This is a genomic window from Streptomyces sp. SM1, assembly GCF_002910825.1.
Taxonomy (GTDB): Bacteria; Actinomycetota; Actinomycetes; order Streptomycetales; family Streptomycetaceae; genus Streptomyces; species Streptomyces okerensis.
In genome coordinates this window covers 1-11,865 of record NZ_NEUB01000216.1, presented here as the reverse complement: position 1 = coordinate 11,865, position 11,865 = coordinate 1, and the positions used below count along the sequence as shown (strand labels likewise).

At 70.5% G+C, this 11,865-nt stretch carries 10 protein-coding genes and 2 pseudogenes; 1 reads left to right on the top strand and 11 read right to left on the bottom strand.

The features are described from left to right. The 8 genes and pseudogenes from B9S61_RS05040 to B9S61_RS05005 all read right to left on the bottom strand — a co-directional run. A pseudogene (locus B9S61_RS05040) lies at nt 1-246 on the bottom strand (hypothetical protein); the annotation flags it as partial. Beyond that, a complete protein-coding gene (locus tag B9S61_RS05035; protein WP_103541109.1) occupies nt 243-1,136 on the bottom strand; it encodes a xanthine dehydrogenase family protein subunit M in 894 nt (297 codons plus the stop codon). The pseudogene B9S61_RS05040 and the gene B9S61_RS05035, both read right to left, overlap by 4 nt. A 320-nt stretch (nt 1,137-1,456) precedes the next feature. Then, nucleotides 1,457-3,100 (bottom strand): beta-N-acetylhexosaminidase, encoded by a 1,644-nt coding sequence (locus tag B9S61_RS05030; protein WP_103541108.1) that lies wholly within the window; start codon nt 3,098-3,100, stop codon nt 1,457-1,459. 1 nt (nt 3,101) lies between these two features. After that, on the bottom strand, nt 3,102-3,947 hold the full coding sequence (locus B9S61_RS05025) for a carbohydrate ABC transporter permease (protein ID WP_103541110.1): 846 nt from the start codon (nt 3,945-3,947) through the stop codon (nt 3,102-3,104). 29 nt (nt 3,948-3,976) lie between these two features. After that, nucleotides 3,977-4,963, bottom strand: a complete 987-nt coding sequence (locus B9S61_RS05020; protein ID WP_103541107.1) for a carbohydrate ABC transporter permease — start codon at nt 4,961-4,963, stop codon at nt 3,977-3,979. Continuing rightward, a pseudogene (locus B9S61_RS05015) lies at nt 4,960-6,251 on the bottom strand (extracellular solute-binding protein). Before B9S61_RS05015 ends, B9S61_RS05020 begins: the two are co-directional and overlap by 4 nt. 223 nt (nt 6,252-6,474) lie before the next feature. Next, nucleotides 6,475-6,756, bottom strand: coding sequence for a DUF3039 domain-containing protein (locus B9S61_RS05010; RefSeq protein ID WP_003990595.1), 282 nt, complete (start codon nt 6,754-6,756; stop codon nt 6,475-6,477). A gap of 30 nt (nt 6,757-6,786) precedes the next feature. Next, nucleotides 6,787-7,359 (bottom strand): YqgE/AlgH family protein, encoded by a 573-nt coding sequence (locus tag B9S61_RS05005; protein ID WP_181007251.1) that lies wholly within the window; start codon nt 7,357-7,359, stop codon nt 6,787-6,789. A 313-nt stretch (nt 7,360-7,672) separates the two neighbouring features. Here B9S61_RS05005 and murA point away from each other — a divergent pair, with 313 nt between their 5' ends. Continuing rightward, nucleotides 7,673-9,013 carry a UDP-N-acetylglucosamine 1-carboxyvinyltransferase gene (gene murA / locus B9S61_RS05000; RefSeq protein ID WP_103541105.1) on the top strand — a complete coding sequence of 447 codons (1,341 nt, stop codon included), beginning with the start codon at nt 7,673-7,675 and terminating at the stop codon, nt 9,011-9,013. Nucleotides 9,014-9,167: 154 nt separating this feature from the next. On the opposite strand, the gene B9S61_RS04995 is transcribed toward murA, so the two are convergent. From B9S61_RS04995 to B9S61_RS04985, 3 genes are all read right to left on the bottom strand, one after another. Further along, entirely contained in the window at nt 9,168-9,449 is a 282-nt protein-coding gene (locus B9S61_RS04995) for an HU family DNA-binding protein (protein WP_004987462.1), read from the bottom strand. Between the two features lie 394 nt (nt 9,450-9,843). Next, nucleotides 9,844-11,253 (bottom strand): NAD-dependent malic enzyme, encoded by a 1,410-nt coding sequence (locus tag B9S61_RS04990; protein ID WP_103541104.1) that lies wholly within the window; start codon nt 11,251-11,253, stop codon nt 9,844-9,846. A gap of 373 nt (nt 11,254-11,626) precedes the next feature. Continuing rightward, on the bottom strand, nt 11,627-11,865 hold a 239-nt coding region (locus B9S61_RS04985), incomplete at its 5' end, for an ATP-binding domain-containing protein (protein ID WP_181007250.1).

Genomic DNA, 11,865 nt, shown 5'->3' with positions numbered 1-11,865 from the left:
GGCCCAGCTCCCGGTGGCCGCCGGATCGGTGCCGGCGGTGGTCGCGGGGGTGACCGTGATCTGCGGCGGCACGTAGCCGTGTCCGGGCGCGGCGAGCGGACTCTCCATGGAGTCCAGCAGGGCGTCGATGCCCCCCTCGGGAAGGTTCACGAAGGCCGTGGCGCCGTCGTCGTAGTCGCCCTGGGGCAGCGGGTCCCAGCGGCTGCCGCCGGGGGGCCTGCCCTCTCCGTGCTGGTCGTCGGTCACGACAGCGCCCTCCCCAGTGCTCGTCGGGCCAGCGCGGCGACGGTGCGCCGCAGGTGCAGTACCGCGGGCGGAAGCGGTGGGACGGTGCCGTCCTCGCCGGGGGCGGCGTCGGGGATGCAGGCCGCGGCGACGTACTCCCCGAACGCGTTCAGTGCCTCGGGCACGATCGCGCGGTTGTCGTCCCAGTCGATGAGCTGCGCGACCCACTGCTCGGCCTGCAGGGGCCGCAGCGGCATCGGCGCGATGGCGCCCACGGCGCAGCGCACCCCGCGGCGGGCGGGGTCGAGCACGAGGGCGACGGAGGCGACCGCGCGGCCGGGGCCGGTGCGGCCGGTCGCCTTCAGGAAGACCTGGGGGGCGTGCAGCAGCGGCACCCGGACGAAGCCGATGAGTTCGCCGGGGCGCAGCAGGTCCATGCCGGTCAGCAGGTGCGACACCGGGACCTCGCGGCGCTCTCCGCCCGGACCGGCGACGACCAGCGTCGCCTCCAGTGCGGCGAGGACGGGCAGCGCGTCCCCGGTGGGGGCGGCGGAGGCGATGTTGCCGCCGAGGGTGCCCGCGTTGCGGATGTGCGGCGGTCCGGCGGCCCGTGAGGAGGCGGCGAGCGCCGGGATGAGGGCGGCGAAGTCGGGGCGGCCCATCCGCGCGTGGGTGAGACCGGCGCCGAGCAGCGCGTGTCCGTCCAGGTACTGCCAGCCGCGGATCTCGCTGATCTTGCCGAGGCCGACCAGGGCGGCGGGCCTGAGCTGCCCGGAGTTGACGGCGGCCATCAGGTCGGTGCCGCCCGCGACGGGTACGGCGGCGGGCATGGCGGTGAGGGCCGCGACGGCCTCGTCCAGTGTCGTGGGCAGCGTCACGGCCTGCGCCGCCTGCGGTGCGTGCGTGCTCAAAACCGGCTGCCCCTTCCCGCTGCCCCACCTGGTCCCACCTGTGCGCCGTACGGTACGTGCTCACAGGGCGGACGTGGCAACTCTGGCACATCTTGGCAGGCGCCGAGGACAGGGGTCCGCTAGGAGGCATTCACCCGCCTCACCCCGGACAAGGCCGATTTCACCCGACATCACCGGACCACACCGCATTGACATCCTTCGGTGCGGCTCGTGCCCGTATCACACGGCCTGTCCGGCCGCCAACGAACGGGCGCGCGAACGCCGTTCGGCGACCGGGGCGCGCGGGGAGCGGGCCCGCCCCGGGGCCGGGGACGTACGGGCTAGAGGTTCGGCGGCGGGCCGTCGATCGGGCGTCCCAGCACGCCCGGACGCCGCTGCCAGGGCAGTGGCCCGGTGGGCGGCCGGTAGGCGACCCCGAGGGCGTCCAGGCGCCGGTAGTGGGCGGACATCCGCCGTTCGAAACCGGCGAAGTCCCGGCCGGCGGGGGCGGGCAGGTCGCTCCAGGCGACCTCGGCGAGCGCGGCGAGCCGGGGGAAGGTCTGGTAGTCGACGCGCTCCTGGTCCTCCATCACCTCGGTCCACACGTTGGCCTGGGTGCCCAGCACCCGCGCGGCCTCCTCGCCCGTCAGCTCCGACGGCACGGGCTCGAAGCGGTAGACGTCCTCCAGGGTGCGCACGTACCCGATCGGCACCGGCTCCTCGGGGCCGGCGTCCTGGCGGTAGTCCAGGTACACCCACTGCTGGGGGCACATGACGACGTCGTGCCCCGCGCGGGCGGCGGCGACCCCACCGGAGTAGCCGCGCCAGGAGGACACGGCGGCGCCCGGCGCCAGGCCGCCCTCCAGGATCTCGTCCCAGCCGATCAGCCGGCGCCCCCGCGCGGCGAGCCACTGGTCGAAGTGCCCGATGAACCAGGACTGGAGCGCCTCCTCGTCCGGGAGTCCGAGGTTGCCGATCTGCTTCTGCGCGGTGTCCGAGGCGCGCCACTGCTCCTTGAGGCATTCGTCGCCGCCGATGTGCACGAACGGCGAGAACGGCCCGGCGTCCGCGGGGAACAGTTCCAGGACTTCCTCGAGCACCCCTTCGTAGAAGCGCAGGGTGGTGTCGGTGGGGGCGAGTACGTTCGGATTGATCCCCCAGGTGTCCCAGACGGTCAGGGAGGCGGTGTCGACGACATCGGAGTTGCCGAGTTCCGGATACGCGGCGATGGCGGCCTGCGAGTGGCCGGGTACGTCGATTTCGGGGACGACGCTGATATGCCGCTCGGCGGCGTAGGCGACGATCTCGCGGATGTCGTCCTGGGTGTAGTGACCGCCGTGCGGCCTGTCGTCCCACAGGGGTGAGGCGCGGTGCCCGATTTTCGTCCGGGCGCGCCAGGAGCCGGTTTCGGTGAGCTTCGGATACCGCCGGATCTCCACGCGCCAGCCCTGGTCGTCCGTCAGGTGCAAGTGGAGCACGTTGAGTTTGTGCGCCGCCATCAGGTCGAGATAGCGCAGCACGCCGTCCTTGGGCATGAAGTGCCGGGCGACGTCGAGCATCAGTCCGCGCCAGCGGAAGCGGGGCGAGTCCTCGACCGTGACGTACGGCACGGTCCAGGTCCGGTCGCGGCGGACCGGGGCCCTGCGGAAGGCGTCCGGGCCGAGGAGCTGACGCAGCGTCTGCGCGCCCCGGAAGACACCGGCCGCGCCGCCGCCCTCGATCAGGACGCCGTGCCGGTCGCTGACGAGGCGGTACTCCTCGGGACCGCGTGCGGGGTCGAGCCGGAGCCCGATGCCGTCCTCGTCCGTGTCGTCGGGTTCCCGCCCTTCGCGCAGCGGGAGTCCGGTCACCTGCCACAGGGCGGTGCGCAGCCAGTGACCGACGCCCTCCGTCCCGTGTTCGGCGTGGATCCGGGAGTGCGCCGTCAGCCGCACCTCGCCCTGGCCGGCGACGACGCTGCGGGGCGCCGGAATCAGTTCGGTCACGTCAGTCCTTTACCGCGCCGCCCAGTCCGGAGACCAGTCGCCGCTGAACGAGTACGAAGAAGACCAGGACCGGAACCGTCATCACGGTGGACGCCGCCATGACCCCGCCCCAGTCCGGGTCGTCGGGTTTGCAGAAGACGAGCAGCGCCATCGGCAGCGTCGACTGCGAGATGTCGCTGATGATGAACGACTTGGCGAACAGGAAGTCGTTCCAGGTGGAGATGAAGGAGAACACCCTCGTGGCGACCAGACCCGGCAGCACGAGCGGGAAAAGGATCTGCCAGAGAAAGCGCGCACGGCTCGCCCCGTCGATGTAGGCGGCCTCCTCCAGCGCCTCCGGAACGGCTTTCACGAACCCCCTGAGCATCCAGATCGCGAACGGCAGGGAGAACGCGATCTGGGGCAGGATCAGCGACCACAGGATGTTCAGCTGACCGAAGTCCCGCATGACGGAGAACAGGGGGATCGTCAGCGCCTCCACCGGCACCATCTGGGCCACCAGAAACATGATCAGCAGGGTGGTCCGCATACGGAACCGGAATCGCGTCACGGCGGTCGCGGCGAGAAACGCGATCAGTGCCGAGGCGACCACCACGGCGACCGCGACGACCACGCTGTTGAGGAAGTACCGGCCGAAATCCTGCTGCCCGAACACGCGCCGGAAGGAGTCCAGCGTGGGCGCGAGCGTCCAGGGACGCGGCTCGGCCGACTCGATCTCCCCGGCCGGCCTGAAGGCGCTCAGCACCATCCAGTACAGCGGGAAGGCCACCACCGCGGCGATCAGCAGCGCCGCCGCCTCCGCCGCCGTGCGTCCCGGACGCCTCACGAACCGGCGCACAGAATTCACCCGGGGTTCCCGGTCCCGGCTCACAAGGCTCACAGTTCCTCCCCCTGGCGGCGCAGCAGCCGCAGGTACACCAGCGTCACCGCGAGCAGGATCAGCAGCATCACCACGCCGATCGCCGCCCCGAGGCTGTACTGCGAGGACGCGAACGCCCGCTGGTAGGCGTAGACGTTCAGGACCAGGTTCTGGCCCGCGATGCCGCCGCCGCCCGTCATCACGTAGATCTGGGTGAAGACCTTGAAGTCCCAGATCACCGACTGGATCGTGACGACCACCAGGATCGGCCGGAGCATCGGCGCGAGCACCGAGCGCCAGATCCGCCACTGCGAGGCCCCGTCCAGGGCCGCCGCCTCCAGCACCTCGGCCGGTACGGCGCGGATGCCGGCGTAGACCGTCACCATCACGAACGGGAAGGAGCACCACACGACTTCGAGCAGCACCAGGAAGAAGGCGCTGTACCGCCCGTACGTCCACGAGTGGTCGCCGAGCCCCAGCATCCGGTTGACGGGCCCGAAGTCGGCGTCGAAGAGGAGCAGCCAGACCGTGGAGCCGGTGACCGCCGGGGTGGCCCAGGCGCCGAGCGCGGCCAGCGTCAGCGCCAGCCGCGGCACGGCCCGCACGCGGGTGAGCAGCACGGCGAGCGCGCAGCCCACGGCCAGCGTGCCGGCCACGCAGGCCGCCGCGAAGACCAGGGTGGCCAGCAGCACCTGCCAGAACTGCTCGTCGCCGAAGAGCTCGGCGTAGTTCCCGAACCCCTCGAAGGTGGTCGGCTCGCCACCGCTGACCTGCGCCTGGGTGTAGTGGAAGAGCGAGATCAGCCCGAGCTGGTAGATGGGGCAGGCAAGCAGTCCCCCGAGGACCACGAGAGCCGGCGCGAGGTACAGCCACGGGGTACGGGAACTGCCCGAGGGGCGCGGTGCCGCTGCCGATCCGCGGCCACCGCCGCGCGGGCGGGGCCCGCTCCGTCCGGCCGGCACGCGCCGCCGCTCGAGGACCTCCTGGCTCACGGACCCCGTCATCCGACGGAGCCGAACGCCTCGTTCATCTTGCGCGCCGCGTCCGCCGAGGCCGCCGCCACCTCCTTCTTCCCGGAGACGATCTCCTGGAACATCGTCGGCAGTACCTGCGTCGAGTCGATCTGCGCCCACGCCGGCGACGCCGGTACGAACTTCGTGTCGGCGGCCAGCGTCTCGACGAACGGCTTCACGAACGCCTCGTTCGCGGCGGCCTGCTGCCGCACGTCGGAGAAGGTGGGGAGAAAGCCCATGCCCTCGAAGAGAGCGCCCTGCGCCTTCTTGGAGGCGAGGCGCTTCATCAGGTCGACGGCGAGGGTGCGGTGCGAGGTGGACTTCAGGACGCCGAGGTTGTTCCCGCCGGCGAAGGCGGGGGCGATGGACCCGGCCTCGACGCCGGGCAGCGGCACGACGGCGTACTTGCCCTTGACCGTGCCGGCCTCCACGGCCGCGTGGCTGAAGTCGCCGCCGATGGCCATGGCGGCCTTGCCCGAGGCGAAGGCGGTCACGGTGTCGTTGCCGGTCATCCCGGCGCACTTGGCGGCCGGGCAGTTGTCGTCCCCGAAGAGCGAGGTGTACGCCTCGATACCCTTGCGGGCGTCGGCGCTGTCGATGGCGGAGGCGTACGAACCGCCCTTGCCGGTGGCGAGTTCGCCGCCGTGGGCCCAGATGAAGGGCATCGCGCCGTAGGTGTAGGCGCCGCCGACCGCGATGCCGTACAACCCGGGCTCAGCGGCGCGGATCCTCTTGGCGGTGGAGACCAACTCGGCCTGTGTCCGGGGACGTCGAGGCCGCGTGCGTCGAAGACGTCGGTGCGGTAGTACAGCGCGCGGACGCCGACGAAGTAGGGCGCTCCGTAGATCCTTCCGTCGACGGTGACGGACTGCCGGGCGGTGGGGTCGGTGTCCCTGGCCTCGTCCCAGGCGTTGAACTCCTCGGTGAGGTCGGCGAGTCCGCCGTCCTTCACGTAGCCGGCGGTGTCCGTGCTGCCGTACTCGATGAGGTCGGGTGCGGACGCCGGATCGTTGAAGGCGGCCTTGGTGCGCTGGGCGCGGGTCTCGACGGGTATGTACTCGACGGTGACCTCGGTGTCCTTGTGCGCCTTCTCGAACTCGGCGAGGACGGTGTCGACGACCTGTTCCTTGGGTTTGTTGCCGACTTCCTGGAAGAGCCAGACACGCAGGGTGCCGGTCTTCTCGTCCTTGTCGGAGGAGGAGTCGCCCGATGTCTGGGGCGCACAGGCGGCGGTGGCGAGGACGGCCGCGACGGCGACCAGGCGGGCGGACAGCTTCATGGAGTCGCCCCTCCGAACGCGTTGCAACATACGCAATGACGGTTTCGCTGTGCACAACACACCGGAGGCTATGGAGTGGGTGAACCGCGCCACAAGAGGTCTCCACCACTCCGTGACCGGCGGACGCACCCTGCGCAACGCGCGGACGGTACAAAGGCCCCCAGGGCGCGCAAAGCGCACCCTGGGGGCCTCGGAGGGAACGGAACGGCGGAGCGGGGAGGGGCTACTTGTCGCCCTTGCCCTTGTCGTCGTCGCCGGAGCTCATGGACTCGTAGATCTCCTTGCACATGGGGCAGACCGGGTACTTCTTCGGGTCACGGCCGGGCACCCAGACCTTGCCGCACAGCGCCACGACGGGCGTGCCGTCGAGGGCGCTCGCCATGATCTTGTCCTTCTGGACGTAATGGGCGAAGCGCTCGTGGTCACCGTCACCGTGGGAGGTCTGCGGCGTCGGCTCGACGAGGGTCCCCGTACCTGTCCCGCGCTCGGGCTCAAGAGTGCTCATAACAGCCAAGGGTACTGAAGCTCACACGCATCAGTTGAGCGAAGGGTCGTCCGGATACGTCGCCACCATCGCCAGCTCGCCGCGCTGGCGGCGCAGCACCTCGCGCCAGAGCCGCTCCGGCGACGGGGAGGACACGTCACCCGGCTCCGATTCCACGACGTACCAGGCGCCGTCCACCAGCTCGTCCTCCAGCTGGCCGGGCCCCCAGCCCGCGTATCCGGCGAAGATGCGCAGGGAGCCGAGGACGGAGGCGAGCCGTTCCGGCGGGGCCTCCAGATCGACCAGCCCGATCGCGCCGTGCACCCGGCGCCAGCCCGGCGGCGCGGCCTCCCCGGCGGCCTGCCCCGGCACCACGGCGACGCCGAGGGCCGAGTCCAGTGACACCGGTCCGCCCTGGAAGACGACACCGGGTTCACCGGCCAGCCGCGCCCAGCCCTCGAGGATGTCGCCCACGTCCACCGGCGTCGGGCGGTTGAGGACGACACCGAGGGAGCCCTTCTCGTCGTGGTCGAGAAGGAGCACCACCGCGCGGTCGAAGTTCGGGTCCGCCAGAGCGGGAGTGGCCACGAGCAGCCGCCCTGTGAGCGAGGACACCTCGGTCATGCCAGACATGATCCCGCATCCGTCCTTCACACGGGGAGGCAATGGGGGTACGCGAGTGAATGCTGCCGTGAATCCACGGGAGCGGCCAGGTGAAGCCCCGGTGCGAGGGGTGGTGAGGGAGGACGGACGGGCGGACGGGAGCGCGTCCGGCGCACCCGGGGCGCGGTGACCGCTCGTGGCCGCGGCGGAACGGTTCGTGTTGTGACAGAGCCATGACGGTCCCCGTCCCTCCGCGGGCTTACTGAAGGGGGGGCGGGGACGATTACCCTGTGGCATTCAGGCCCTGCCCCACTCTCCACGGAACGCGAGATTCATGACCGTCAACGACGATGTCCTGCTGGTCCACGGCGGAACCCCGCTGGAGGGCGAGATCCGTGTCCGCGGTGCGAAGAACCTCGTACCGAAGGCCATGGTGGCGGCGCTGCTGGGCAGCGCACCGAGCCGTCTGCGCAACGTTCCCGACATCCGTGACGTCCGGGTCGTACGGGGTCTGCTGCAACTGCACGGCGTGACGGTCCGTCCGGGGGACGAACCGGGCGAACTGCTGCTCGACCCCACGCATGTGGAGAGCGCCAACGTCGCTGACATCGATGCCCACGCCGGTTCGTCACGGATTCCGATCCTGTTCTGCGGCCCGCTGCTGCACCGGCTCGGACACGCCTTCATCCCGGGTCTGGGCGGCTGCGACATCGGCGGCCGGCCCATCGACTTCCACTTCGACGTGCTGCGGCAGTTCGGCGCGACCATCGAGAAGCGGGCCGACGGCCAGTACCTGGAGGCCCCGCAGCGGCTGCGCGGCACCAAGATCCGGCTGCCGTACCCGTCCGTCGGCACGACCGAGCAGGTGCTGCTCACGGCGGTGCTCGCGGAGGGCGTCACCGAGCTGTCCAACGCGGCGGTGGAGCCGGAGATCGAGGACCTGATCTGCGTCCTGCAGAAAATGGGCGCGATCATCGCGATGGACACCGACCGGACGATCCGCATCACCGGTGTGGACAGCCTCGGCGGCTACACCCACCGTGCCCTGCCCGACCGCCTGGAGGCCGCCTCGTGGGCGTCCGCCGCGCTGGCCACCGAGGGCAACGTCTACATCCGCGGCGCCCAGCAGCGCTCGATGATGACGTTCCTGAACACCTTCCGGAAGGTCGGCGGCGCCTTCGAGATCGACGACGAGGGCATCCGTTTCTGGCACCCCGGCGGGCAGTTGAAGTCCATCGCGCTGGAGACGGACGTGCACCCGGGCTTCCAGACGGACTGGCAGCAGCCGCTGGTGGTCGCGCTGACCCAGGCGACGGGCCTGTCGATCGTCCACGAGACGGTCTACGAGTCCCGCCTCGGATTCACCTCCGCGCTCAACCAGATGGGCGCGCACATCCAGCTGTACCGCGAGTGCCTGGGCGGCTCCCACTGCCGCTTCGGCCAGCGGAACTTCCTGCACTCGGCGGTCGTCTCGGGCCCGACCCGGCTGCAGGGCGCCGACCTGGTCATCCCCGACCTGCGCGGCGGCTTCTCCTACCTCATCGCCGCTCTCGCCGCCCAGGGCACCTCGCGCGTCCACGGCATCGGCCTGATCAACCGCGGCTACGAGAACTTCATGGAGAAGCTGATGGAGCTGGGCGCGAAGGTCGAACTCCCGGGCAAGGCACTCGGGTAGCGGCGGCTTTCCCACGTACGCCGATGGGCGGTCACCCGGGTTCGGGTGACCGCCCCATCGGCGTGAGCGGCAGGCGCCCCGAAGGGGCGCGGGGAACTGCGCGACCAGCCACAACCGGCCCGCAGTTGCCCACGACGCTCTCAGAAAGGCGAGGCTACTTGCCCTTGGCCGCTTCCTTCAGCTTCGAGCCCGCGGAGACCTTCACGCTGTATCCCGCGGGAATCTGGATCGGCTCACCCGTCTGCGGGTTGCGCGCCGTCCGAGCGGCCCGGTGGGTGCGCTCGAAGGTCAGGAAGCCGGGGACGGTGACCTTCTCGTCGCCCTTGGAGACGATGTCGCCGACGACCTCGGCGAACGCGGCCAGCACGGCGTCGGCGTCCTTGCGGGTCACCTCGGCGCGGTCGGCCAGCGCGGCCACCAGCTCACTGCGGTTCATGTTCTTACTCCCGTGTTCTTCTTGCCGTTGAGGCGTGCCACGCGGCGGAGCCGCATGTCGGGCACGGCGAAGCCGATGCTGCCAGGTTCCTCGGTGAGTCCCCGGACCCGGGTCCGTCGTCAGACCCTCGCGCCCAGAGACGCATCCTGCCCCTACCTGCGGCGGTAATGCCAATCCGGCACCCGCAGGAAGCCGTGAGAACACCCGAGGGAGTCACACGAAGAGCGCCACGGGCTCGGTGCGGTGACGCTCCGTCCGCTTCCGGCAGCGGACAGCAGGGGCCGGAGCCCGGGTCTGGCCGCCACGATAGAGGGCCGCCAGGATCTACGGGTTCCACGACGCGCCGGTTCAAACCGGGCGTGGTGATCCTCACAGCCCTCTTCGCGTCCGGCGGCTACGCCCCCGCGGCCTTCGCCGCGTCGCGCACGGCTCCGGCGACCGCGCCCGCGACCTTGTCGTTGAACACGCTGGGGATGATGTAGTTCGGGTTCAGCTCGTCCTCGGTCACCACGTCGGCCAGCGCCTGCGCGGCGGCCAGCATCATCTCCGTGTTGACGGTGCGGGACTGCGCGTCCAGCAGACCGCGGAAGACACCCGGGAACACCAGCACGTTGTTGATCTGGTTGGGGAAGTCGGAGCGGCCGGTGGCCACAACGGCCGCCGTCTGACGGGCGATTGCCGGGTCGACCTCGGGATCGGGGTTCGCGAGCGCGAACACGATGGCGCCCTCGGCCATCGCGGCGACGTCCTCCCCGTCGAGGACGTTCGGGGCGGAGACGCCGATGAAGACGTCCGCGCCGCACACGGCCTCCTTCAGCGTGCCGGTCAGGTTCTCGGGGTTGGTGTTGTCGGCGATCCAGCGCAGGGCGGAGCCGGGCGCGGCGTCCACCAGGTCCTCGCGGCCCGCGTGCACCACACCGTGGATGTCGGCCACCACGGCGTTCTTCACACCGGCGGCGGTCAGCAGTTTCAGGATGGCCGTGCCGGCCGCGCCGGCGCCGGACATCACGACGCGGATGGTGTCGATCGACTTGTTGGTGACCCGCAGCGCGTTGGTGAGCGCGGACAGGACGACGATCGCGGTGCCGTGCTGGTCGTCGTGGAAGACGGGGATGTCGAGCGCCTCGCGCAGCCGGGCCTCGATCTCGAAGCAGCGCGGCGCGGAGATGTCCTCGAGGTTGATGCCGGCGAAGCCCGGGGCGATGGCCTTGACGATCTCCACGATCGCGTCGGTGTCCTGGGTGTCCAGGCAGAGCGGCCAGGCGTCGATGCCGGCGAACCGCTTGAACAGGGCCGCCTTGCCCTCCATGACCGGCAGCGCGGCCTTGGGGCCGATGTTGCCCAGGCCCAGCACGGCGGAACCGTCGGTCACGACCGCAACGGAGTTGCGCTTGATGGTGAGGCGGCGGGCGTCCTCGGGGTTCTCGGCGATGGCCATGCAGACCCGGGCCACACCCGGGGTGTAGATCATGGAGAGGTCGTCACGGTTGCGGATGGGGTGCTTCGACGCCATCTCGATCTTGCCGCCGAGGTGCATCAGGAACGTACGGTCGGAGACCTTGCCCAGGGTGACGCCCTCGATACCGCGCAGCTGTTCGACGATCTCGTCGGCGTGGGCGGTGGAGGTGGCCGCGATGGTGACGTCGATGCGGAGCCGTTCGTGGCCGGACGCCGTCACGTCGAGGCCTGTCACCGAGCCTCCGTGGGACTCGACTGCCCCGGTGAGCTGGGAGACCGCGGTTCCGCCTGCGGGCACCTCCAGCCGGATGGTCATCGAGTAGGAGACGCTGGGCGCCGTTGCCATGGCCGACTTCCTCTGCTTCTTACCGTGTCGCGAAATGTGCTGTCCGATCGTCGCACCTACCGATCGGTACGAGGTAGCCGCCCGGGATTGCGGACGTTTTGTTCACCGGCGCGTGACGTACTCCGGACAACGTTTTCCATCATACGAAAGGCCCCGGGGAGCAGAAGAGGCCCACGTCACTCGCGTGACGTGGGCCTCTCGAACGTTTGATGACACCGACCCGCCATGCTCGCCTCGCGGCAAGTGGTCGCTCGTAGCGACGAAGGTTGGGCCCGGGGGCTTGGATCGGGCCGGTGCCACATCCAGGCTAACAAACGGATGCCCTGGGACCATTCCCCTGGCACAGGCGCTTTATCCGGACCTGGCCGTGTCCTCAGTCCCTCAGCAGATCGGGCACCCCTTCGGCATCCGGTTCGTCACGGTCCGCCGAGACCACCGTCAGCTGCTGGGTGGCCCGGGTGAGGGCGACGTACAGCACGCGCAGACCGGCGGGGGACTCGTCGGCGATCTCCGCCGGGGAGACGACGATCGTCGCGTCGTACTCCAGGCCCTTGGCCTCCAGGCTGCCGAGCGCCATCACGCGGTCGCCGAGCCCGTCGAGCCAGCGGCGGG

Coding starts and splice junctions, on each gene's coding strand:
- B9S61_RS05020 (WP_103541107.1), bottom strand. CDS start 4,963: ATGACGGGGTCCGTGAGCCAGGAGGTCCTCGAGCGGCGGCGCGTGCCG.
- B9S61_RS05010 (WP_003990595.1), bottom strand. CDS start 6,756: ATGAGCACTCTTGAGCCCGAGCGCGGGACAGGTACGGGGACCCTCGTC.
- B9S61_RS05005 (WP_181007251.1), bottom strand. CDS start 7,359: ATGACCGAGGTGTCCTCGCTCACAGGGCGGCTGCTCGTGGCCACTCCC.
- murA (WP_103541105.1), top strand. CDS start 7,673: ATGACCGTCAACGACGATGTCCTGCTGGTCCACGGCGGAACCCCGCTG.
- B9S61_RS04995 (WP_004987462.1), bottom strand. CDS start 9,449: ATGAACCGCAGTGAGCTGGTGGCCGCGCTGGCCGACCGCGCCGAGGTG.
- B9S61_RS04990 (WP_103541104.1), bottom strand. CDS start 11,253: ATGGCAACGGCGCCCAGCGTCTCCTACTCGATGACCATCCGGCTGGAG.